The organism is Paenibacillus sp. FSL K6-1566, assembly GCF_038050475.1.
Classification (GTDB): domain Bacteria; phylum Bacillota; class Bacilli; order Paenibacillales; family Paenibacillaceae; genus Paenibacillus_AQ; species Paenibacillus_AQ lactis.
The window spans coordinates 1,285,509-1,309,884 of sequence record NZ_JBBOSR010000001.1; the positions used below are offsets into that span (position 1 = coordinate 1,285,509).

Here is a 24,376-nt window from a genome sequence, read left to right on the forward strand (position 1 = left end):
CTCAAAAATATCGTTAGGTTAACAGGGGGAATGTAGAAAATGAGTAAGCCTGTCATGCAGGTCGCGCTGGTATGCGGACCGGATAGTGATATGGAGGCCCAGGCCGTGCGAGCGGCATTGGAGTATTTTGGGGTACGCGTCTTTACCTACTGGATCGGCAGGCCGAATGACCTGATCGACGTCTTGTCCGGCGATGATTTATATGAAGGCACCGATATGATTCTGCTGAGCTTTCACGGGGATGAAGGCCGTCTAATCATGCCGGAGCTCGGCGATGACGTATATGAGCCGAACGAACCGAGAGGAGATTTCGGGCCGGACGAGATCCGGCGATTTGCGAGGCTGGACGGAAAGACGGTGATCGCGAATGGCTGCACGCTGGGAGATCCGGCGCTGGCCGAAGCCTTTCTTGCCAGTGGCTGTAACATGTTCATCGGACCGGATGACTATCCGGACGGCAACGATGCGCTAATGTTCGTGCTCCGGCTGTTCTATGAGATCATTCAGCAGGGCCGGGATGTGAAGGAAGCTTTCGCGATGACCGTACCTATGAGCAGCGAGCTGTCCATGTACCGTTTGTATGAATGAAATGATGAATGTAGAAAGACAGATAGACTATTGAAAATGCTATTTTGCCATCTCCTAGCTGTTCCGCAGGAAAGTCCTTGGAGATCTGCCGGGTAATGGATACATAAGAAAGTCGCCGGTGATGGGGCGGCTTTTGTTTTCACGAACAGGAATGCCTGAAATCGATTCCGGAGATGCATATGCCGCAGCTGACCCTGCTCGAGCATCCGGAGGAGGATTATATGTACGGACTGATCACAATGACCCTCGAAAGCCTGGCCTATTCGCTTCAGCTGGTGGAGAAACGATTGTAGGCAATTAACCGCTGATATCCCGGGTTCTTCGGCCATATTCGCCGGACGCTAACCATTTCGGAACAAATACCTGATATGAGAGAGGATTGGGAGTACCACATGAAAACAGAAAAGCAAAAAATGCTCGATGGAGAGCTATACAAGGCTTGGGACCCTGAATTGGTGCGTGAGCAGGCCTATGCCAGACGGATGACGCGCATGTATAACCAAACCACTGAAGCCGACGAGAATCTGCGGGTGCGGATTCTTAAAGAGCTGCTGGGATCGACCGGGAATAACCTGAAGATGGAGCCGAACATCCGATTCGATTATGGCTACAACATTCATGTCGGTGAAAATTTCTTCGCCAACTTTGACTGCACTATTCTGGATGTATGCGAGGTACGGATTGGCGATAACTGTATGTTCGGACCTGGCGTTCACATCTACACGGCTACGCATCCGGTGGATCCGTATGAACGGATAAAGGGACCGGAATACGGGAAGCCGGTTATGATCGGCAACAATGTATGGGTTGGCGGACGCGCCGTCATTAATCCGGGTGTTACGATTGGCAATAATGTGGTTATCGCATCAGGAGCCGTGGTGACCAAAGATGTTCCGGACAACATGATTGTCGGCGGCAATCCTGCGAAGGTGATTAAAGAAATTCACATTTAAAAAGATGTCGCTGCCTCGCATTGTATAAGGAACATTTCGCTTTCGACGGATCTCCTGGATGAAATAAAGAAGCGATATTATTGGCGATATCGTTTCTTTTTATATACTTGAGGTACTAATATAGAATCAGCAGCCGATCAGATTTGCCTCTATGTTGACGCTTCTCGGTGAATAAGTGGGGAGGGATGATGTTGCCTGTGAAAAAGAAGCTTGGTTTCGTCCTATTGATGATCTTTTCGCTGTTTATGATCAGTCCGGCTGAGGCATCCGTAGCTCCCGTTGAGCAAATCCGGGAACTGGTAAACCCTGAGTTTATGACTTACACATCAGGCTCTTTACGTCCGGTTAAGGATGATTATGGGATCACCGACACGGAGGATGTACAGCTTGGTGAAGGGCAGCCTTACTACATCGTCTCATCCGAATTTCTGAAGTCTTCGAGTGCAGACGGGGAGCACACAGACGATGATATTTTTGAACACGGCGGGTATTTATTTGTTATGGAGGAGAACGGAAAACCTGTTGGGAACGTAGACGTTACCAAAGAAAATGGGGCTTGGAGCATCTTCAAGCTTTCGAGTGGAATCAGCCCGGTTCAGGCGATAGTCGATACCCGTCAACAATCAGCAGCCGTTCCGGATACCAAGCTGATCTACGATCAAGCCTTTGGTCTGTTGGGGATTAGTCAAAATGAGAAATATATACAAAAAGCAGGTGAACACCAACTGAGTACTGCACAGGAAATCGATATCCGTTCGCTTGGAAATCAACTGATTCAGCAATATCAAGCAAGCCGGAAGCTCCCTCCTGGTTCAGCGGGGGGAAGGCTGTTTCCGTCTGATTCTACACATGCACATGGGAAATATTATACTGTGGGAGCTGTTATTTTTGCCGGATTCGCCATCATCGGAGCCGCAGTCATGCTGTTTAGGAAAAGAAGATCCAAGCTTTAAATAGGAGCAATGGATTGGTGTTACTGAACAATAAAAGCTTCGTATGTCCTCCAGCTCCTGAGTTTTCAGCACCACTTCCTTATCGTTCGTTACCATGATCGCAGGAAATCGATCGAGGCCGATTTTGTCGGCGATGTCTCGGTTTGTCGGGGTCTCGAGATCATATACCTGAATGCCTTGAATCACTTTCAAGAGAACATCGCTGGAGTTCATGAATTCAAGAAGCTGCATGTCGAGACCCGAGTAAGTTTCATAGAATAAATGGATTTTATATTGATCTTTCGAATCGGATGATAGAAAATCTAGCACATCCTGCTTGCTGGTTCCCGAGCAGCCAAGGGCCATAACCAACAACAGCATCGCGAAAATCTTACCAAATACATTAACGAAATACCGTTTGCTCCTCATGTATTCACCTCACTAACATAATTTCCTATCCCTTTGGCACTTCTTCCTTACAGGCCGAGACGATGCCGTACCGTTCCAGCGCCTTCGTGGATGACTCCAGCATCCGCCGCCGTAAATAGGCACCCTCCCGGATGCGCACCCGCCGGCCGAGAAAGCGGAGCTTGGATAGCAGATACTCCTGCTCGTCACCGGGCACCAAGAGCCGGACACTGTAGGTATCCTGCCCTTCGTCATACGTTACTTCCTTATCGAAGCAGGAGAGAGCGTACAGAATTCGGGACAGCTCCCCGTTATACCGGGGGACGACGTCAATGACGGCTTCCGTCCGCCTTGCATCGAGCAGTTGCGGAATCCTCTCCAGGATGCGGTCCGCATCGGATTCGGCGATCGGTTCCTCGGACACCGACAGGATGCTGTACAGCCGGGTGCGGAGCAGCGAGCGGTTCTTCCGGTGATACCAGAGCAGGTACCACTCCTGCTTGACCATGGAGAACTCCAGCTTATAAGGCAGCCCAGGCTGGTCCTTATGGGTACGCCCGCCCTTGATCGCGTAGGAGATGTTGATCGCGCGCTTGCGCATGATCGCTCGGCGCAATGGCCGCAGCAGCGGGTGGACGACCGGTTTGCCAGCGGCCTTCGCTTTTTCCAGCAGATGCTCCGGGGTTTCCATTCCCGCATCGGGTTCCAGGATCGCCCGCAGCTTCTCCAGCGTGGCAGGGGAGAAGGCATCCGCTGCAGCCGGATGGTCCAGCATCGTTTTCAGCCAGCTGCGCTCCTGCGAGGTCACCATGAACGTGCCCGAGTCCTCGAGACGGGATAGGATCTGGTAGTTAAAAATTTTTTCAAACGGATTCATAGGCAGCCTGGATCTCCTTCCATTCGTCGATCATTTCCTGGCGGAGCGTCAGCGGCTCCAGAATTTCGCAGGCAGAGCCGAAGCTCCGCAGCCAAGGCTTGATCTCGGTTGTGCCGTTCACGGTAATTTCGTATATGAAGGAGACCTCGTCTTCTTCGATGATCTCTCCCCATTGTCCTTGCAGCAGTACGCGTTCCTTCACGAAGCTCGGCCCGGAGACCCCGGGGTGGAAAAATCGGGCCCGAACCGTCACCGGACGGCCGGTATCGATCAGCCAGCTGTGCCGGATACGCTCCTCCAGCTCCTGCATTTTCGCCTCGAACCATGCCTCGTCAACCGCCGCGTCTTCCTCAATTTGAGTCATGCCCTCCATTCGATATTTGCGAATGCCTTCCCGGCCATTAGCGAGCAGATACCATCTGCCGTACTGGTGGTCGTAGACGACCTTCAACGGAAGCACCTTTTCCCATCTGCCCTTGGATTCCCGCTCGAACAGCGGGTTTGTATTTTTAGACGCATAGCTGAGCTCCGTTTTCGGCGAAAAGTACAGAAAGCGTACCTTGTGCCGATTACGGATGGCCTTAAGGAGGGTGAACAGATGCGCTTCGTCTAAGATGCGGGAATGATAGTGATACTTGTATAAAAAGGTTTCGGTAAACGGCATGGCTTCGCTTCGCTGAAGCTGCTTTTTAAGCCCGTCGCGGAGCAGGTATCCCGGCACGGATGGCACCTGCGTATTTGCCATGATATCAACGAAGTCATAGAGGTCCAGGAGCTCCTCTTCGGACAGCTCATGGACCAGCTCGCCGCGGATCCGGTACCGGTAAGGCCGGGGACCGGGCTCCCTGCAAATGACGCCGACCTCCTCGAGATATTTCAGATCGGAGCGGACGGTTTTTTCATCCGGGTAGGGAACGCCGTCCGGGGTTCCGCCGCAGCAGGCGTCCAGCAGCTCCGAGACCGTTAAGGTCTCATCACGCATGGCGCTGAGGAGCAAAGAAATCCGGAGTCCCTCGGATTCCTTGACCGACTTGGCGCGGAACAGGAACAGCAGTACCGGATCGGCCGACTCATAGTAGCTGAACCGGAGGGCATCAGCCAGCTCGGCGCCCTGCTCCATGGGCAGCTGCTGGTGCACGGTGCTGACGATGTCCTTCAGCTTCCGGATGGTTTTATCAAAGGTATGTACGGAAATGCCGAGCCGGTCGGCGAACTGCTGCCGGCTGTAGGCGCCGCTCGTCAGTGCAAGCATGCGCAGAAACTGGATCTCCTTGTCAAAGCTTTCCTTGGCCATGGTCAACCTCCGTTCGTTAAGCAGGCTATCTCTCTATTGTATCAGGGGTTGAAAAGCGGTGAAACGGAAAACTTTAACCCGGATTTGCCGCTTCGTAATACTTTTGCCATGTTCAATACCCCCGGAATGCGCGAAGATAGAGGCAACAAAGAACCGAGTCCCTAAAAAGGACCTGTGGAGCGTGAAAGAGCCGGGCAGTGGCGAGCAAGTCCCCAAAAGGGACTTGTGGAGCGCAAACGAGCAGGACAGTGGCGAGCAAGTCCTCAAAAGGGACTTGTGGAGCCCAAACGAGCCGGGCAGTGGCGAGCAAGTCCCCAAAAGGGACATGTGGAGCGCAAACGAGCCCTGCCGGGGCGAGCAAGTCCCCAAAAGGGACATGTTGAGCCCAAACGAGCCGGGCAGTGGCGAGCAAGTCCCTAAAAGGGACATGTGGAGCGCAAACGAGCCTGGCAGTGGCGAGCAAGTCCTCAAAAGGGACTTGTGGAGCCCAAACGAGCCGGGCAGTGGCGAGCAAGTCCTCAAAAGGGACATGTGGAGCGCAAACGAGCCCGGAAGTGGCGAGCAAGTCCCCAAAAGGGACATGTGGAGCGCAAACGAGCCGGGCAGTGGCGAGCAAGTCCTCAAAAGGGACTTGTGGAGCGCAAACGAGCCGGGCAGTGGCGAGCAAGTCCTCAAAAGGGACTTGTGGAGCGTGAACGAGCCCTGCCGGGGCGAGCAAGTCCTCAAAAGGGACTTGTGGAGCGCAAACGAGCCGGGCAGTGGCGAGCAAGTCCCCAAAAGGGACTTGTGGAGCGTGAACGAGCCCTGCCGGGGCGAGCAAGTCCCCAAAAGGGACATGTGGAGCGCAAACGAGCCCTGCCGGGGCGAGCAAGTCCCTAAAAGGGGCCTTCGGAGCGCGAGCGAGCGCTGCCAGCGCACGAGTGAGTTGTACTACGTGAGTTAGCTCTCAAAACCTGCTTCAACGGAGCAGGCGGAATCAGGTCGGAAAAGCGTCAGCGTTCTCCTTTGTCCTCTAATTTTAACAACTGTGAAGATCATTCCAAAAATTAGAGGACAACAGAGATTGGAGACATGATCCGCATGCGGAGTGCTGATAGGCGACGAACAAAGGTACTGATCCGTATGCGGAGTGCTGATAGATGAACAAAGGTACGATTCGCACACGAAGTTATTGCCAGGCGTGCTTGAACAGAGAGTCCCAACGACGACGGTCCGGCATCCGAAGTGATGTGACCGCACCAATAGACCCCCAAAGGAGGAATTCAACATGTCGCAGATCAAGCAAACGATCCTCGAAGAACTGAAGCGCATTGAACGGGAGGAGGGCGTCCGGATTCTATATGCGTGCGAGTCGGGCAGCCGGGCGTGGGGCTTTCCTTCCCGGGACAGCGATTATGACGTGCGTTTTCTATATATCCGGCCGGTTGAGTGGTACTTATCCATATTCGACAAGCGGGACGTGATTGAACGACCGATCAGCGATAGGCTGGACATCAACGGGTGGGATTTGAAAAAAGCGCTCCGTCTCTTCCGCAAATCAAACCCGCCGCTGCTCGAATGGCTGCAGTCGCCAATCCGGTATTTGGAATGCTACTCGGCCGCTTCGCGAATCCGGGAGCACGCGTCGCAGATGTTTTCGCCTAGAGCGTGCATGCATCATTACTTGCATATGGCCAGAGGGAACTACCGGACCTACCTCCAAGGCGATACCGTCAAGATCAAAAAATATTTCTACGTGCTTCGTCCGATCCTGGCTTGCGAGTGGATCGAGAAGCATGGCGCGATGCCGCCTATGGAGTTCCAGCGGTTGGCGGATGCATTGATTCCCGAAGGGAGCGGGCTGAAGACGGCCGTTCAGGAGCTGCTCGCCCGCAAAATCGCCGGGGATGAAATGAAAGATGAGCCTAAAATCGCCGTGATCAATGAATATATTGAGACCAAATTAGCCGAATACGAGCGGATCGCGAAGGACATGCGGACGGCCGAAAGGGACGAAGTCGGCATCGATGCGAAGCTTGACGATCTGTTCCGGTCGGTAGTATATGAAGGATGGGAGAAGGATGAGTGCGATGGTCATTTTGTTTAATCAAGCGAAACGGATGCCTTGGGAGGGGAGGACCTCTATATACGATCATATTCGGCAGCAGGGCGGCACGGTGGACGGCTCCCTGCCGGATGATGAGGAATTCTGGGCGGGAAGCCGAATGCGTTGGGTGGCCGGAGGATTGGATGGCGCGCTTGGGCACCATGCGGCACCAGCCGGCGCTTCGGAGGATGTCCGGGAGCTGATCCGCCTGCTGGTAAAGCTGACGAGAAAGCCTGGGGCGTTGAAGCGTAAGGCCGTATACGAACAGCTGATGAAGCTGGATATCGGCGGCAGCATCGATGCCGTGCTGGAGGAGATTCGGCAAGCTCCCGGCATCGAGCCGGAGCCGCTGTTTTACGAAGCTAAATGGTTTGCGGAATGCGGGGCACACCGCAATGTCGTCAAATTCGGCATGGCCGTGCTCGGGTTGTTCCGAAACGAAGCGGCGAAGGACCTGCTCCTGACGCTGGGAAGGCATGAAGAATTTACACTGTATGCCGCCGTAGCGATCACGAACGGGATGGAAAACAGCAATGACGTGTTGTTTGAATTGGCCCAGACGGTCCATGGCTGGGGAAAAATCCATACAGTCGAACGGCTGCAGCCCGATACACCGGAAATTCGGGCGTGGCTGCTTCGTTACGGCTGCCCAAACAGCATCATGGATGAATACCTGGCTTGCATTTGCGCACGGAACGGCGAGCTTCATGAAGCGCTCTCGGCAAGCCGCGTCGATGACGAGCTGTTTGAAGGCGCGACTGATATCATTCAGGCGCTGCTCCATGGCGGACCCGCCGAGGATATCGACGATTACGAGTTCGCCCCGCAGGTTGTAACGGACTACGTGCGGCTCGCGGAGGAGCAGGGGCGGACGGCGAAGCATCTGACGGTCATTCTGAAGCTCCGTGAATATCTGGACGCTTCGGATGAAGGCTGGGTGCAACGGTTAACCGCGGGATGGACCGAGGAGCGGAGACAAGCCGCTGCCGGCACTTGCGAACGCATCCTATCGAAGCCGATGTGGCAAGAAGTCGTCATGGGAGCGGTCAAGAGCGGAAGTCCCACGGAGCAATGGTACGGGGTGTCCGCTGCCCGCAGGCTGGGCGTTGATATCTGGCAGGAGCTATTTGCTCAGCTTACGGTGAACCCGCTGCTAGATTCGCACTATTTGGAGCTGATGAAATCCAACGATTCCATGCGAATCCGGGAGCTTGTCGACTTCGCCGGGCAGCGGCTGCCGCTCGCGGAGATTGCCTCGGGCCCGGGCGAGGAGATGGGGTTCGGCGAGGAATTTGCGGCACACCGGTGCCTTAGCAGCATCCTTCAGAACCTGGACCGTCATGAAGGGATCGGCCTTGAGCTGATCGCAGCCGGCCTAAACAGCCCGGTGGTGAATAACCGGCATATGGCGCTTACCGCGCTGGAGGCATGGACGGTAGCTTCTTGGAAAGCACGGCTGTCCGAAGTGCTGGTTCAGGTGTTGGCGGTTGACCCGGATGAATCGGTCCGGGAACGCATTCGCTCCCTTTTGGAGGAGATTGGAATTTCAAACAAACAGGCAACGCAGGGAGAAGCATAAGTAAGTTGTTTATGGGAGCTCTTAAGGTGGGGTCATGAAAAGAACGCTTGAGGCTGGCTCCAAGAAAAACGCCTTGGAAGAACTCCTAAGGAACCTCCCAAGGAACTCCCAAGGAACTCCCAAGGAAAAAACTCCTAAGGAGGACTCTTGAGAATGAGGAGAACTTTTGAAGAGAACTCCTCAGGTCACTCTTAGGAGACGGCCCCTAAAAAACGCTTAGAAAAATACGCTTAACGAGCAATCATACGTGTAACCTTGGGGAGAAGCATTAGTACAGAAGGCTTTCATTTTTTAAGAAACTGGAGTGAACGGAAAATGGGATATCAAAACATCGACGGTGTACGGGTGTGGGGAAAGCCGGATGAAAGCGCGGTGGCCCAAGCGCGCAGATGCGCCGAAACCGGCAATGTCATCCGGACCTTGCTCATGGCCGACCATCATAAAGGGTACAGTCAGCCGATCGGAGGCGTCGTTGTATACGACGGCCAGATCTCACCCTCCGGCGTAGGCTACGATATTGCCTGCGGGAACAAGGCGGTACGGACGAACCTGCATGCGAAGGACATCAAGCCAGTGCTGGGACGCATAATGGACGACATCGCGCGCAGCATTTCCTTCGGGATCGGGCGCGTCAACAACACACGGGTCGATCATGAGCTGTTTGATGATCCGGACTGGGACGTGTACCGCTCGATCGGGAAGAAGGAGCACGACAAGCTGCTGGCGCTGGCCCGGAGCCAGCTTGGCACGGTCGGCAGCGGCAACCATTTCGTCGATCTGTTTGAGGAGCAGGAGACGGGACGGCTGTGGGTCGCCAATCACTTCGGCAGCCGGGGCTTTGGACATAAAACGGCGAGCGGCTTCCTCAATCTGAGTGCCGGACGCGATTTTCTGGCAAATGCCCCGGGGGAATCGATGGACCAACCGCCGGTGCTGTTCGACCTGGACAGCGAGCTTGGCGATATGTATTATCGGGCGATGAAGCTTGTGGGCCGTTACGCCTATGCCGGACGGGATTACGTCATCGGGCAGGTGCTGTCGATGCTCGGGGCCGAAGCCGACTTCGAGGTGCATAATCATCACAATTATGCTTGGAAGGAGACGCATGACGGGAGAGAAGCCATTGTCGTGCGGAAGGGAGCCACGCCGTCGGCACCGGGGCAGACCGGGTTTATCGGCGGCAGCATGGGTGATATATCCGTGATCGTTCGGGGCAAGGATTCGGAGGAAAACCGGGACGCTTGCTACAGCACCGTACATGGGGCAGGACGCATCATGAGCCGGACGCAGGCGGCCGGCCGAATGAACTGGAAGACCCGGACCCGCAGCGGCGGACAAATCTCGACAGCACAGATGCTGTCGGCAGTTAAGGAATTTGGCGTGGAGCTGCGCGGCGCCGGTACGGACGAAAGCCCGTTTGTGTACCGCAAGCTCCAGGACGTTCTGGATGCGCACGCCGGGACGATTGAGGTACTGCATGTGCTGAAGCCGATCGGCGTCTGCATGGCGGGTGCAGATGAATTCGATCCGTACAAGGATTAACGCGTATACTGGTATCATCGGACTTACATGGATTACATTGGATTACATTGGATTACGTTGCTTTGCATTGCATTGCATTGTGCCGTATTGCATGTACCGTGCTGCATGTATCCGTATTATGTATCGTATTGCATGTATCGTACTACATGTATCGCAATGTATTATATCGCATTGCATTTTATTTTATTGTATTGCATTGAAATGAATAAATATGAAATGAATGAATTGAACAGCATTGAATTGCGGCCGTTTCCTGGAATATCACCAAGGAAACGGCCGTTATTATTTCACGGATTATCATAGGACGAATGAAGTCCTGAGTCGTTCATTGGAACACATGATTGAACATCTAATGCCAGACTTTTCGTGGTCATCAACGCAATGAAGCCCTACCCGTTCTTAACCCCCTCCAAGAACAAAAACAGCGGAATCCGCCGCCGGCGTTCATACGTCTCCTCGGTTAGGAAATGCTCCCGAACCGGCCTCGACTCGCGAAGAGACGCTACGCGAAAGCCTGCTCCCGTAAGTGCCATAAAATAATCCTCCACCGTGCGATGATATTTATGGACCGTTCCCCCAAGCCACTGCTGCTCCCGGTACCCCTCGATGAAGTAGTTGTCCACGACCCAATTCGTTCTGATCCCGGACGGCTGAAGGGTAGAGGTAATGACCGGATGCTCAATGGAGAAGATGAATTTTCCGCCGGGCTTAAGGGTCTGATGAATGCCTCGAAAGACGCTCTCGATATGTTGCAGATAATGAATGGCGAGTCTGGAGATTACCACATTATAGGTATCCCGCGGATACGTATATTCCTCCATCCTCATGTGCAGAACGGTCCCGTTGTTGTATGCCGTTAGGTTGCTCGTAGAGGCATCCGTCATTTTGCGGGAACCCTCGATTCCCACGTAGGCTGCACAACCTTTTTTCAACAATTCCACGCCAAATCCCGCATCCCCGCACCCCAGATCCAGTATATGACGATCCGAAATATCCCCGAGCAGCTCCATAATGACGGGCTTCTCTAAGGTATCGTTAGCGTTCTCCTGCCATTGCCGGCGCTGCATATACTTCTCAAAGTTAGCGTCGTTGTCATAAAAATCAGTTCCGTGATTGCGCATTAGGTCCCTCCCTCGGATAATGTCCTAAATCCTACCATCGTGTACTTTACCACATAAGCGGAGCTGGAAGCTATGGGTACAGAGAAAGGCATGATCATGGCGCTAATTCACCGTGCCGTGCTGCAAGGAGTCCTCAAGGTAGAGGGAAAATGAAATGACATCCGGTAGATGAAGACGCACCAACAACCGGCCTTTTTCATATGGTACAGGAGCGGATCTTATGATGAGGGGAGTTATTGATCGATGTACGGAAATTACTATCATGTCCCGGGACCCATGACTAGGCAGAGAGTTTCAATGCAGCAAGCCCAAGAAATAGCACTGGCCCGCGTTCCGGGGCGAATTGTGCATGTCGATATGGAGCTGGAGCACGGCGTGTTGGTATACGAAGTATTTATCCTGACATCCGAGAACAGGCTATTCGAAGTCGAGGTACTCGCGAAGTCAGGAAGAATCTTGAAGATCGAGGAAGAAGACGACGAAGATTAAGGCGGGTCGGGTTTATAGAAACAACGAACCGAGTGAGACGTGGGAAAACCATCGTTTCGCTCGGTTTTTTATCATGGAGATGCAAAGGCATCCCCGCCTGTCATGTTCATGATTTACAGCGGGACAGCAAAATTCCGGATATCCATATCCCCGAAGCTTGCCGCATACATTCGATATCAAGATTAGGTGAAGCTCGAACCTCGAAGCGATATATGTAAAAAAGGTTTAGAGGCGTTTATTCCCTATATTTTGCATCAAGCTGGCCTCTATAATGGAGTTGAACATGCATAGCGGCTTGTGTCCCTAAGGATGTGGATTCTCATAACATGGGATAAACGCATCAAGGGAGCTGCTCGTGTACAGGTTCGCTGAAACAAGAGAGAGATATCAAACTAAAGGAGATATGAAACATGGCTAAAACGAAACGGGGCCGAGCCCTGTGGAACACGCCTTCCCGGGGCCGCGGCACATGTCCGGTATGCAGCACGAAGCGCATCAAGCTGCTCTATACCGCGAACAAATCGGACGGCACGGCGCTGAAGGTATGCAAGCGATGCCAGAACGCCGACCCGGCCAGGGTGGACGCTCCCGTAATCTAGAGGGGGTCGGTGCAAGGCGCCGGATGGCGGGAGTGAGCCGCCTTTCTAATAAGAGGCATCCATCAAAAAGTCCATTCCTTATTCAAGGGGATGGTCTTTTCATTTTGACAGGATAACGCTGCCGATGGTGTAGACCTCCAGCAGACCAATGGTAAGCGAGCTGAGGTGTACGTACGTCGTGCCCATGCTGGTTTACTTTTCCCTGCCGTTGGTTTAATATTTAATTAGATGAATATTAAATTAGACGATGATTAAACTAACGGATTGGAGGGACCCGGACAATGCAACTGGATAAAGTGGTCAACTATCACAAAGCACTTGCGGATCCAACGCGGATTAAAATCCTCATCCTGCTCGCCGAAGGGGAATTGAACGGGCAGGTCCTTGCGGAGAAGCTCGGCGTTACGCCGGCAACGATTACGCATCATGCCGCCAAGCTGCGGGAAGCGAGCCTCATTAAAGAGCGCCGGGACAAGAACACGATTTATTTTTCGCTCAATCATTATTTCATTAAGAACAGCGCGTCGGCAACGGAGAATTTAATCTACCAGCGCGTGAACCCGGAGCATACAGCCGAGCGCATTCCGGATGCGGATCAGCAGCTGCGGGAATCGGTGATCAAGAACTTCTTCACACAAGACGGGAAGCTGAAGAGCATTCCGGCACAGCTGAAGAAGAAGCTCATCGTGCTGACGCATATCGTATCCATGCTGGAAAATGGACGAAAGTACAGCGAGAAGGAGATCAACGAGTTCATCGCCGGATTCCATGAGGACTTTGCGACGATTCGCCGGGAATTCATCATGCACCACTTCATGTACCGGGACAATGGCGTGTACGAGCTGAACCCGCAGGAGATGTGGGCCCGGTGGGAGGATTTAAAGTAAAAACAGCGCGCAGCTTGCACCTTAGCACTCCATTCCATGCATGGAATCCGTTTTGATATATAACAATGAAAAGAGCGGATGGCAAGCCCTCGGACCTTTTTAGAATGCTGGTCCAAGGGCTTGCTTTCCTTATGTCCGGTCCGCATTCGCAGACGCTCCCGATACCGAACCGTAGCCAACCGACCCGGCAGCGGTTACAATAAGAAAATACAAGGATAGAAATTCCAAGTGAGGTGAAAGGATGGACGTTTACCGCTGCATGAACCATCCTGAAGCGCCGGCCATCGGTCAATGCAGGCGCTGCGGGAAACCGATCTGCAAGGACTGCTATAACCTGGACACCGGCTGCTGCCGCTACCGCTGCGGCGAGATCGGCTATGCTCCGCATACGCCGCCCCGGCCCAAGAGCGCGTTTTGGAGCGTCATTGTGTCCCTGCTTGCCATTCTCGGCGGATTGGCGGTGCTGCTGCTTGCGATTTGCGGCGCCATGCTGTTTTCCTATTAGGCAATGAATCTTATGCGTTAAGTTTGTAAATCAAGGAGTGGGCAGATGGAATTTCCCGTTTATATATACCTAGGTTCCTGGCGGATTCATCCGCATGTGCTGTTTGAAGCACTGGCCTACTTTATCGGCTTTCGCGTCTATTTGTGGACCCGGCGGCCCAGCGGCATGTCCAAGCTGATGAGCCTGCAAATTTTGGCAGGGACGATCGCGGGCGCGGCCATAGGGTCCAAGCTGCTGTTTTGGCTGGAGGATCCGGCCGCCACGTGGGAGCAGCTGAGCCAGCTCCATTTGCTGTGGGGCGGGAAAACGATTGTTGGGGGTCTCCTAGGGGGCCTAATCGGGGTGGAGCTGACGAAACGCTGGGTGGGCTGGAAGCATTCTACCGGCGATGATTTCGTATACCCGCTTATCCTGGGCATGGGGCTGGGACGGATCGGCTGCTTTCTGACCGGTCTGGACGACCATACGTACGGCACGGCGACGTCCTGGGTGACGGGCGTGGATTTCGGCGATGGAGTCCTTCGCCATCCGACTCAGCTGTATGAGATTGTTTTTCTGATCGTCCTGGCACTGCTGCTTATCCCGCTGTACCGTCAGAGCCGCAGCCAATCCCCCGGTGAAGGTTATGTATCGGGCCGGATGTTCCAATGGTTCATGGCCGGGTACCTGCTGTTCCGTTTAGGGGTCGAATGGATCAAGCCGACGCCTCACCCCTACCTGGGGCTGAACAATATCCAGCTGGCCTGCATTGCCGGCCTGATCTACTACGCCTGGCTCATCGGCGGCAAGAGCAAGCTTCGCCGATCGATCCCGGAGTCCCATCTTCCAAGCTGATCAAGATAAAGGAGCGTTACATTATGCCGAACCGGCCTTATCTGTATCATGAACTGACGAATAGCATTTGCACGACCTGTTACCGTAAAGTCGAAGCCAAAATCATTGAGGAGAACGGCAAGATCTATATGGTCAAGCGCTGCCTTGTTCACGGCCCGGAGAAAGTGCTGATCTCAACGGAGGTCGATTACTATCACCAGACCCGGAAGTTTATTAAGCCCTCCGAAATGCCGCTTAAGTGGAACACGCCGATACGTTACGGCTGTCCCTACGACTGCGGTCTATGCCCCGATCATGAGCAGCACAGCTGCTTGACCCTCCTCGAGATTACGGACCACTGCAATCTGCAGTGTCCGATCTGCTTCGCGGAATCATCGCCGCACCGTACCTCTTACCGGTCGCTTGAACAGATCGAGTTCATGCTCGACCGGATCGTCGAGAACGAAGGCGAGCCGGATATCGTGCAGATCAGCGGCGGGGAACCGACGACGCACCCGAATTTCTTCGAAATCCTGGATATGTGCAAGAGCCGTCCTATCAAACACATCATGGTGAACACCAACGGCATCCGTATTGCTCAAGATGCCGATTTTGCCCGGCGGTTGTCGGAATATATGCCCGGATTCGAGATCTATTTGCAGTTCGACAGCTTTGAAGCCCATGTATTGAAGGAGCTGAGAGGGGCCGATCTGAGACGTATCCGCCAGCAGGCCATCGATCGCTTAAATGAATTTAATATCTCCACTACGCTCGTGGTTACGCTGAAGAAAGGGCTCAATGACGGCGAGATCGGCGACATTATCCAGTATGGGATGAAGCAGCGGGCGGTGCGAGGCGTGACGATTCAGCCGATTCAGGCGGCAGGTCGTCTGGAAGGCTATGACCCGTCGACGGATCGGCTTACGGTTAGCGAAGTGCGCAGGATGATCATCGATCAGTCCGGAGTGTTCCAGGAGGCCGACATTCTGCCGGTGCCTTGCCACCCGGATTGCCTGGCGATGGGCTATGCGCTCAAGCTGGGCGGGGAGGTGCTGCCTCTGACAGGCATGATCGATCCGAACATTCTGCTTGAGGGCGACAGCAATACGATCGTATTTGAGCAGGATCCGGTCATTCGCGGCAAAATGTTCGAGCTGCTCTCTACCGGACATTCCCCGCAGTCCTCGGCGCTGTCCTTGAAGAGCCTGCTTTGCTGCCTTCCTTTGGCGGCTGTGCCGGAGCAAATTACCTATGATAATGTGTTCCGCGTCATTATCATGCAGTTCCTCGATGCCCATAACTTCGATGTCCGCTCGGTCAAAAAATCATGCGTTCACATCGTCCATCCTGACGGGCGGATGATCCCGTTCGATACCTATAATCTGTTCTATCGGGACGATAAGGAAGAGCTGCTGAAGGAACGCAAAGAAGAGCTGGTCACCGCCTGGGACAGGGGGTAAACAACATGGGAAGTGATAGCGAGAAGCTAACATCCAGCCCTCTGTATCAATTGGACCGCAATATGAGCATCGGCAGCCCGCTCTCGGACCGCCTGCAGTGGCATTCCCCGCTGGAGGCCCCGTTTCTCGTAGCCGGATTCGGCTGGTTTCAGGCCGAGCGCCTGTACCGGAGATTGCCGGCGGTGCCGGATGTACCGGTCCGCCCGGAAGTGGATGCTTTGTCGAACTGCACCTCGGGAGGCCAGATCCGGTTCCGAACCGATTCGCGCACCGTATCGGTTCGCGTCCGCTTAACGTCAGGCTCCGGCATGTACCATATGCCGCCGACCGGGGAGTGCGGCATGGATGCCTATATCGGAGGCCCCGGGCATTGGATTCACGCGGGAACGGCAAGCTTCAAGCCCGGTCAGGAAGAATACGAGAGCAGCCTGTTCACCTGCGAGGACGCCGAGGAGCGCTCCTTCATGTTGAACATGCCGCTATATCAGGGCGTACGAGAGCTATGGATCGGATTGGAACCAGGTGCGAAGGTGTGGGCACCAGAACCGTATGATTCAAGCAAAAAGGTGATCCTGTACGGCACTTCCATCACCCAGGGCGGGTGTGCGTCACGGCCCGGCATGTCCTATCCGAATATCCTTAGCAGGCATATCCATCTGGAGTTTATAAACCTCGGCTTTTCCGGCAACGGAAAAGGCGAGCCGGAGCTGGCAATGCTCGCCTCGCAGATTTCGGATCCGGCATGCTTCGTTATCGATTATGAAGCGAACTGTGGAGGAACCGAGGAATACCGGCATACCTTGCCGGGCTTCATCAAGACGTACCGGGAAGCCCATCCGGATGTGCCGATCATTCTCGTATCGCGGATTCCGCATGGAGCGGAGTCCTTCAAGCCGGAGATCCGGGAAGGGCGGCTCGCCAGGCTGAAGTTCCAGTCGGAGCTTGTCGCGGAGCGGAATAAGGCCGGGGACCGGCATATTGTGTTCGTGGACGGGTCGGATCTGCTCGGCGACGATCCGGGCGAGGCGATGGTGGACGGCGTTCATCCGACGGATCTGGGCTTTCAGCGGATCGCAGACGGTCTGCTGCCGGTTATTCGGCAAGCGACGAGCCGGTAATACCAAGCATCCGGCTGGTAATGGCCGATTCGTTCAATCATTTACCGCCGAATAGCGGCGGGAAACAAGACGGCACGGGAGTCATTCCTGCGCCGTTTTTATTTTGCTTAGCTCCGCTACAAAAACTTCACTGTAGGCTCAATCGCAAGTCCTCAGCAGTAAGCTCGATCGCAATACCTCCATTGTGAGCTCCACACTCATGTTCACTGCAGACCCTCCATTGTAAGCCCCACCGCAGATTCTCCGCTTTAAGCTTCATCGCAAGTCCTTCACTGTGAGCACCATTGAAACTCCTCAACTATAGGCTCAGCCTCGAGTCCTACACATCTCCTCCACAGCTTAACCACAGGTCCTTCCACCGTAGCCCCACCGCATGTCCACTGGCGTCAAGCTCGACCTCACATTCACTACCGCAAGTTCTCTACCGCAAGGCAAAAGATAAAAATCACGATTGTTTTCCTAATTATTATGATGTTATGATAACAACAAACTAACATAATGATGATAGAAAAAGGATGTGCTGTTCACATGGCAGGCAAAGTAACGATGCAGCAAATTGCCGATCATCTCGGCCTTTCGAAGTTCGCGGTTTCTAAAGCGCTTTCAGGAAAGCCCGGCGTTAGTCTGGAAACGCGGGAGCGAATTGTGAGCGTGGCGACGCAGCTCGGGTATTTCGCGAATAAAGCGCCAAAAAACGGAAGCCGGAAGAGCGAGGCGGCGGGCGGGCAGACGGCTGCGCGCGAAACCGTCATCGTGCTCGTCCCGAACGTCCGCTATCAGACCCGCGACTCGATGTATTGGGGGCGCATCATCGACGGAATAACGAGCGAGCTTGAGCGCAGAGATATGGGGATGGTGATCGTGACCGACCAGTTCAAGGACAGCTTCGCCAATCTCATCAATCCCGCCGGCGTCAAGGGCATCATCGGCGTGGGCTTCATCTCGTCGCAGCTGCTGCTTGAGATCCGCAGCCTCGGCATTCCGTTCGTGCTCATTGACCATGAAGACCCGCTGATCCCGTCGGATGCGCTGTTCATGAATAATGTGGAATGTATCCGCAGGACAGCCAGCTACCTGATCGGCTGCGGCCACCGGAAGCTGCAGTTCGTCGGCAACATCCACTTCTCGAGGAGCTTCGCGGACCGCTATCAGGGATATCGGGCCATTCTGGAAGAGCAGGGGATACCGCTCGGCCAGAACGAGGAGCTGCTTCGTCTTGAGGGCGAGAACCGATCCGAGTTGACCGAGGCGCTGGAAGGAATTTTGGGGAGGATGGATGAGCTGCCGACGGCCTTCGTATGCGCGAACGACTCCATTGCCATTTGCGTCATGACCGTACTCGGAAGAATGGATGTAGCGGTACCGGAGCAATGCTCGGTTACCGGCTTCGATAACATCGAGGATGCGGCGAGCTCGTCCCCGTCGTTAAGCACGATCCATGTGCATAAGGAGGCGCTCGGCCAGCGGGCGGTGGAGAGCTTGCTAAGACGCGTGGAGCAGCCGGACAGCCCGCTGGAGAAAATACTGCTGGCCGGGGACTTCGTCATCCGGAATTCAACAGCTTATGCAAGGAAGGTTGACTGATGTGACAGGCTTCCGCCGTATTGCGCAGCTATGGAGAGAGCGGCCGGCCGGCCGGCTGGACCGCAAGCTGTCTGTCGTATTTTTATTTCTGATCATGCTGCCGATGGGGCTCATCACGTATTTTGCGGCGGAGCGTTATACGGCTTCGATCGAAAAGAATACCGTGGCCTATGTCTCCCAGCTGTCGAGCAAGATGATGGGCAAGCTGGACGATTACGTGAATGACATGATGAAGATTTCCATTATCCCTTCGTATTTGAATGAAATTCAATCAGGGCTGGACATGTCGAACCGGTATTACGAAGAGGGAGGCCCGTCTAAGGCAGCGGACCGCCCGAACGAGAGCGAGGTCAAGCTGCAGATTACGCGGAAGGTCGAGCGCAGCATTTATTTTATGAACAATATCAAGGAAGGTACCAGCAACGTATATCTGTTCGATCTTTACGGCAACCCGTATTTCGTGGTCAAAAGCGGCGGCAGCCGCTCGAATCTGCAGCAGTATTACGAGGGCTGGAGAAAGCTCGCCACCGCGGCGAACGGCCGGCCCGTGCTGGTCAGCACGCAGGAGATTGCGGTTCCTGCCGGAAGCAAGCAGTATATGTTCACGGTCGTCCGCGACATCATCGACAAGTCATATCACTCCATCGGGACGATTGCGGTCGATGCAAACATCGGCGTGATCGAGAATATCGTGACCGACCTCGAGGATACGACCCGCGGAAAGACCTTTATTTTGGATGATAACGGAACCGTCATTTACGACAGCGAGAAAAAATACTTGGCGCGCAGCATGAACGAGCATGCGGCCCTGGCCCAGGTTACCGGAAGGGAGGGGAGCTTCCGCATGACGATTGAGGGCGAGCCTCAGCTCGTCGTGTACAAGAAATCCGAGAAGACGGGATGGCTGATCCTGATAACGGTACCGGAGCAGCCGCTGATGAAGGAGGCCTTCGATACCCGCCGGATCACCATTGCCGCCGCCGTAGGCGTCACCGGATTTGCGCTCATGATCTCGCTCGTCCTTATCTATGCGCTGATGCGGCCGCTGAGATCCATTGTCCAGCATATGAAGCAGGTGCAGACCGGCAACCTGGATGTCGTATTTCCGGTCCGCAGGCGGGATGAAGCGGGTTTGATCGGGATTTCCTTCAACCGCATGATGGCCCGGATCAAGCAGCTGATCGACGATATCTACGCGATGGAAGCGAGGAAGAAGGAAGCTCAGCTGGAGAGCCTGCAGCACCAGATCAACCCGCATTTTATTTACAATACGCTCGAGACGATCCGGATGACGGCCGTGCTTCATGATGATGCCGAGGTAGGAGAAATGGTTCAGCTGCTGGGACAGCAGCTGCGGTACAGCATTCACGCCGGCAGCGAAATCGTCGAAGCGAGGCAGGAGTGGGCACATATTAAAGCCTATATTGAGCTGCTGAATTACCGATATGGAGATCGTTTCGTGCTCTCGCTGCCGGAAGAGGAAGCCGTTCATTCCATCCGGGTCATGAAGCTGCTGTTCCAGCCCATCATTGAGAATGCCGTGAATCATGGCTTCGATGAAACGAAAGCCGTCCTGCATCTGACGATTACCCATGAACGCGAGGGGGATCATCATATCTTCACCGTAGCGGATGACGGCCTGGGCATGCCGCCGGCAGCGCTAGTGCGGCTGCGCCGAGCGTTGGAGGAGGAGCAGCCGCAGGCAGCGGAAGGGCGGGGAATCGGTCTGCGCAACGTTCATGAACGCTTACAGCTGCGATATGGCAGAGCTTACGGGCTTGCCGTTCAGAGCGAGGAGGGGCTCGGAACGACGGTCCGGATTACGATTCCAAGTGACGATACAGAGCAGCATTTAAGAACAGGAGTTGGTTGAGGATGCTTACGATTGCTGTGGTGGATGACGAGGAGCGAATTCGGCTGGGGCTGGGCAAGCTGATTCGGGACGCGGGCGAGCCTTACCGTGTCGTCGGGACGTTCGCAAGCGGCCAGGAGCTGCTCGACCGAATGCATGAGCTGCAGCCGGACCTTGTCATTACCGATGTCAAAATGCCGCAGATGGACGGCCTACAGCTGATGGCCCGCGTGCGGGAGCTCGCGAGCGGCGCGAAAATCGCCGTGCTGAGCGGCTACAACGATTTTGAGTACGCCCGGACGGCCATGCGCCAGGGCGCCGTGGAATATTTGTTGAAGCCGGTCAACATCAAGGAGCTGCATCAGCTGCTTGCAAACGTGCTTGAGATGGTGCAGAAGGAGCGAAGCGAACGAAGACTCGAATCGGATGATCTGGTGAGCTTCCTGCTGGGTCCGGGTGAGAACAGGGTGCCGGAGCATCTCTTCGAAGAGGTGTGCGCAAGACTGGACCGCCAGCCCTTGTTCCGGGGCTATTATGCCATCCTGCTGCTTCAGACTTCCTCAGAGGTGACGCCGGCCGGACTGGAGCATCTCACCGCCGAGTGGGGGGAGGAGCGCAGAATCGTGGGCTGCATCGACGGCCGAAGGGCCGTGATCCTGCCGGTGAGGCCCATCGAGCATGCCGGCATAGCCAGGGAACGCTCGGTGATGCTGCTGCAGCAGCTGCCTGCCGGAACCGCAGTCAAAGCGGGCATCAGCGGCGTGTTCTCCGGCAGCCAGTGGCTACCGCAGGCCTACGAGGAAGCGCTGCGCTCGTTGGAGCAGGCGTGGTACAGCCGAGAACGGCGGGTATGCGGAGCCCAGGGGGACGGGCAAGGGGCGCGGAGGCAGCCGGAGGAGCGCTACCGCCTGGTGCGGCTGCTGGACAAGCAGCTGTTTCCGGCTCTGCACGGGGGCGATTATGCCCGACTGCCGGATTTGGCCGGCGCCTGGCTGGATGAGGTTGCACCGTTGGCACCCGGGTGGGCGGAGCTTAAAGAAGCGTGCGCAGCGATTGCGGCCCATGGCTCGGAGGAGCTGGTGCACCGCGGGATTCCCAAGGATGAGGTTGAATGGCCCCATGATCCGGGGCGGTTCGAGGATTGGCGTGCATTTGCCGCAGCGCTGAAGGGCGCGGTAGAGAAGCTTGCAGGTCTGCTGGAGCAGGTAAAGACTGAGCACCGGGCCGTTGAAACGGTCAAAGCTTATATCCAGCAGCATTTTACCGAGGAGCTCGAGCTTCAGCATTTGGCCGATCTCGTTTACTTAACGCCGAGCTATTTAAGCAAGCTGTTCAAGACCGAGACGGGAGAGACGATTACGGACTATATCATCAGCGAGCGGATCGCGCTGGCGAAGCGGCTGCTGAAAGAGGATCGCGGCCTGAAGACGTATAAGGTCGGCGAACGGGTAGGGTACCCCGACCCGGCTTATTTTACGAAGGTGTTCAAGAAGATGACGGGAAAAACGCCGAAGGAATACCGGGACTTTGTTAGGTGATTGTTATCTAAAATGAGGACAATAAAACGAAACCGAATCTATTATTTTTCAGCATGCTGTCTTTTATAATTATGAAATCGGTACCACTTCAAGCAGAAAGCGAGGAAGGGAGCTTGTTCAATTTCAGTTATAAAACACAGCGCTATCTTATTCTGTTCGGGTTCCTCACCATTCCTGTTGTCCTGTCTCTGACCTTCTCGTATTATCCGGCGATTTCCCTGCTGTATTACAGCTTGACGGATTGGACCGGCCTCGGCTGGGATATGAATTTCATCGGACTGGATAATTATGTGGAAATATTTACGAAGCCTGAAGTGTTCAGCACATTGAAGAACAATCTGTACTATTTGGGCGGCGGTCTGGTGCAGGTCGTCTTTGCCCTGTATTTCGCGGTCATTCTGACCGGGAAGCTGAAGGGGAGAAACGGCTTTCGCGTAGCTCTGTTTCTGCCGTATGTTCTGCACAGCGTCGCGACGGTGATCATGTTCAAGAACGTGTACCACATGGAATACGGCTCGCTGAACACGCTCCTTGGCGCGCTCGGGCTGGATTCTTGGCAGCAGAGCTGGCTCGGCGACAAGCGGATCGTGAATTTCGCGCTGGCATTCATCTCCATGTGGAAATACATGGGGCTGAACATGGTGATCTTCATCGGTGCGCTCCAGTCCATCCCCGGCGATCTTTATGAGGCCGCTTCCATCGATGGCGCGTCGGGCTGGCAGAAGTTCCGCTATATTACGCTGCCAAGCATCCGCGGCGTACTGGAGCTGATGCTCATCCTGACCCTGACGGGCGCGCTTGAGGCATTCGATATTCCGTTTGTCATGATGCTGGGCGCAAACGATACGTCAACCTTTGTCATCCATACGGTGAATACGGCGTTTAAGTATCAAAACTTTGGTCTGGCTTCGGCCATGGCGGTCGTGCTGCTCATCATGGTGCTGCTGTTTATCGTCATTCAGCGGAAGCTGTTGTTTAGGGAGGGGAGAAGCGAATGAAGCGGGAACGATCCATCGCAATGACGATTTTTAATTATTTTACGCTGGCGGTTGCGCTGTTCGTTGTCTTCTTCCCGATCTACTCGATCGCGGTGGGAGCCTTCAAGACCCAGGTGGAGTATTATCAATCGGGTCTTGCGCTGCCGGACAATTTCTTCAACCTGGAAAACTTCAAGCGGGTGATCGACATTGGCGATCTGGGCCTCGGCTTCCGCAATATCCTGATCATTCTGGCCATTTCCGTGGCGGGAAACATCGTGCTCGGAACAATGGTTGCCTATGCGGTAGGACGCTTTGATTTCAAGCTGAAAAAGGCGATCATGGGCATGTACCTTGTAGCCCAGGTTATCCCGATGGTCACGACTCAGGTCGCAACGTTCAGCGTGATCCAAAGCCTGGGCGCCTACAATACGATGCTTGCGCCGATTCTGCTCTATTTGGGCGCGGACGTGCTCCAGATCGTCATTTATCTCCAATTCGTCAACAGCATTCCTAAAGATCTTGACGAGAGTGCCATGATCGAGGGAGCATCCCTGTTCAAAATCTATCGCTCCATCATCTTCCCGCTGCTTGCGCCGGCTACGGCAACGCTGATCATTCTGAAGAGCATTTCGATATATAACGATTTCTACACGCCGTATCTGTACATGCCGAAGCAGGATCTGAAGGTGGTATCCACCGCGATTTATTCCTTCATCGGTCCGAACGCGGCGCAGCTGAACGTCATTTCAGCGGGTATTCTGATTATCTTTATTCCGACGGTGGTGCTTTTCTTGTTCATGCAGCGGTATATTTTTGCAGGCGTGACGAACGGAGCGGTCAAGTAATTAGGGGAAGGCTGACGGTGACGGATCAAAAAGGGCTCGGTGGGAGCGATGTGACGGATAGGTGCATAGGGTTCGACGAGCCAATGTGACGGATGGATTGCATAGGGTTCGACGAGCCGGGGTGCGGATAGGTGCATAGGGCTCGGCGGGGCGATGTGACATATGGACGCACTAGGGTTCGACGGGCTCGATGTGACGGATGGACGCACTAGAGTTCGACGTAGGCTAACGCCGAGTCCCCAACCTCCCGGACCCAACCAAATGATGAATTGTATACCGCTGTGAACAGCGTAGACCCGGTTTGCCGGAGCCTAAAAAAGAGATAA

The 24,376-nt window shown here is 54.5% G+C and carries 21 protein-coding genes; 18 read left to right on the top strand and 3 right to left on the bottom strand.

The window, feature by feature from the left end; all coding sequences use genetic code 11:
- Positions 1-39: 39 nt before the first annotated feature.
- The 3 genes from NST08_RS05495 to NST08_RS05505 all read left to right on the top strand — a co-directional run bounded on the left by NST08_RS05495 (position 40) and on the right by NST08_RS05505 (position 2,494).
- On the top strand, positions 40-588 hold the full coding sequence (locus tag NST08_RS05495) for a hypothetical protein (protein WP_007131186.1): 549 nt from the start codon (positions 40-42) through the stop codon (positions 586-588).
- A gap of 392 nt (positions 589-980) precedes the next feature.
- On the top strand, positions 981-1,541 hold the full coding sequence (locus tag NST08_RS05500) for a sugar O-acetyltransferase (RefSeq protein ID WP_007131188.1): 561 nt from the start codon (positions 981-983) through the stop codon (positions 1,539-1,541).
- 197 nt (positions 1,542-1,738) lie between these two features.
- The gene (locus NST08_RS05505; RefSeq protein WP_138919345.1) at positions 1,739-2,494 is read left to right on the top strand and encodes a hypothetical protein; all 756 of its coding nucleotides are present in this window, start codon (positions 1,739-1,741) and stop codon (positions 2,492-2,494) included.
- Between the two features lie 433 nt (positions 2,495-2,927).
- Here the strand turns inward: NST08_RS05505 and NST08_RS05510 are convergent, their stop codons facing one another.
- Together NST08_RS05510 and NST08_RS05515 are read right to left on the bottom strand one after the other, a co-directional pair.
- Entirely contained in the window at positions 2,928-3,758 is an 831-nt protein-coding gene (locus tag NST08_RS05510) for a WYL domain-containing protein (RefSeq protein WP_007131191.1), read from the bottom strand.
- Complete coding sequence (locus NST08_RS05515) at positions 3,745-5,052, bottom strand: WYL domain-containing protein (RefSeq protein WP_007131192.1); 1,308 nt, start codon at positions 5,050-5,052, stop codon at positions 3,745-3,747. The genes NST08_RS05510 and NST08_RS05515 overlap by 14 nt, the downstream gene beginning before the upstream one ends.
- 1,267 nt (positions 5,053-6,319) lie before the next feature.
- Here NST08_RS05515 and NST08_RS05520 point away from each other — a divergent pair.
- The 3 genes from NST08_RS05520 (at position 6,320) to NST08_RS05530 (ending at position 10,259) form a co-directional block, all read left to right on the top strand.
- Positions 6,320-7,138 (top strand): nucleotidyltransferase domain-containing protein, encoded by an 819-nt coding sequence (locus tag NST08_RS05520; protein WP_007131193.1) that lies wholly within the window; start codon positions 6,320-6,322, stop codon positions 7,136-7,138.
- The gene (locus NST08_RS05525) at positions 7,113-8,717 is read left to right on the top strand and encodes a limonene hydroxylase (protein WP_245256135.1); all 1,605 of its coding nucleotides are present in this window, start codon (positions 7,113-7,115) and stop codon (positions 8,715-8,717) included. Before NST08_RS05520 ends, NST08_RS05525 begins: the two co-directional genes overlap by 26 nt.
- Positions 8,718-9,032: 315 nt before the next feature.
- Entirely contained in the window at positions 9,033-10,259 is a 1,227-nt protein-coding gene (locus tag NST08_RS05530) for an RtcB family protein (RefSeq protein WP_210095368.1), read from the top strand.
- Between the two features lie 389 nt (positions 10,260-10,648).
- Here the strand turns inward: NST08_RS05530 and NST08_RS05535 are convergent, their stop codons facing one another.
- Positions 10,649-11,380, bottom strand: a complete 732-nt coding sequence (locus NST08_RS05535; protein WP_210095369.1) for a class I SAM-dependent DNA methyltransferase — start codon at positions 11,378-11,380, stop codon at positions 10,649-10,651.
- Between the two features lie 243 nt (positions 11,381-11,623).
- Here NST08_RS05535 and NST08_RS05540 point away from each other — a divergent pair, with 243 nt between their 5' ends.
- From NST08_RS05540 to NST08_RS05595, 12 genes are all read left to right on the top strand, one after another.
- Entirely contained in the window at positions 11,624-11,869 is a 246-nt protein-coding gene (locus NST08_RS05540; protein WP_144868966.1) for a PepSY domain-containing protein, read from the top strand.
- A gap of 410 nt (positions 11,870-12,279) precedes the next feature.
- Positions 12,280-12,468 carry a hypothetical protein gene (locus tag NST08_RS05545; protein ID WP_144868963.1) on the top strand — a complete coding sequence of 63 codons (189 nt, stop codon included), beginning with the start codon at positions 12,280-12,282 and terminating at the stop codon, positions 12,466-12,468.
- Between the two features lie 281 nt (positions 12,469-12,749).
- A complete protein-coding gene (locus NST08_RS05550; protein ID WP_144868960.1) occupies positions 12,750-13,355 on the top strand; it encodes a DUF2087 domain-containing protein in 606 nt (201 codons plus the stop codon).
- A gap of 241 nt (positions 13,356-13,596) precedes the next feature.
- Positions 13,597-13,860, top strand: a complete 264-nt coding sequence (locus NST08_RS05555; protein WP_028405444.1) for a B-box zinc finger protein — start codon at positions 13,597-13,599, stop codon at positions 13,858-13,860.
- 45 nt (positions 13,861-13,905) lie between these two features.
- Positions 13,906-14,694, top strand: coding sequence for a prolipoprotein diacylglyceryl transferase (locus NST08_RS05560; RefSeq protein ID WP_007131201.1), 789 nt, complete (start codon positions 13,906-13,908; stop codon positions 14,692-14,694).
- Positions 14,695-14,717: 23 nt separating this feature from the next.
- Positions 14,718-16,133, top strand: a complete 1,416-nt coding sequence (locus NST08_RS05565; RefSeq protein ID WP_007131202.1) for a radical SAM protein — start codon at positions 14,718-14,720, stop codon at positions 16,131-16,133.
- A gap of 5 nt (positions 16,134-16,138) precedes the next feature.
- Positions 16,139-17,251, top strand: a complete 1,113-nt coding sequence (locus NST08_RS05570) for an SGNH/GDSL hydrolase family protein (protein WP_144868957.1) — start codon at positions 16,139-16,141, stop codon at positions 17,249-17,251.
- 528 nt (positions 17,252-17,779) lie between these two features.
- Complete coding sequence (locus NST08_RS05575; RefSeq protein WP_028405442.1) at positions 17,780-18,835, top strand: LacI family DNA-binding transcriptional regulator; 1,056 nt, start codon at positions 17,780-17,782, stop codon at positions 18,833-18,835.
- Between the two features lies 1 nt (position 18,836).
- Positions 18,837-20,708 (top strand): sensor histidine kinase, encoded by a 1,872-nt coding sequence (locus tag NST08_RS05580; RefSeq protein WP_244869172.1) that lies wholly within the window; start codon positions 18,837-18,839, stop codon positions 20,706-20,708.
- 2 nt (positions 20,709-20,710) lie between these two features.
- Positions 20,711-22,225, top strand: coding sequence for a response regulator (locus NST08_RS05585; RefSeq protein ID WP_210095370.1), 1,515 nt, complete (start codon positions 20,711-20,713; stop codon positions 22,223-22,225).
- A gap of 113 nt (positions 22,226-22,338) precedes the next feature.
- On the top strand, positions 22,339-23,223 hold the full coding sequence (locus NST08_RS05590) for a carbohydrate ABC transporter permease (protein ID WP_028405439.1): 885 nt from the start codon (positions 22,339-22,341) through the stop codon (positions 23,221-23,223).
- Complete coding sequence (locus tag NST08_RS05595; RefSeq protein WP_007131208.1) at positions 23,220-24,050, top strand: carbohydrate ABC transporter permease; 831 nt, start codon at positions 23,220-23,222, stop codon at positions 24,048-24,050. The genes NST08_RS05590 and NST08_RS05595 overlap by 4 nt, the downstream gene beginning before the upstream one ends.
- Positions 24,051-24,376: the final 326 nt, after the last annotated feature.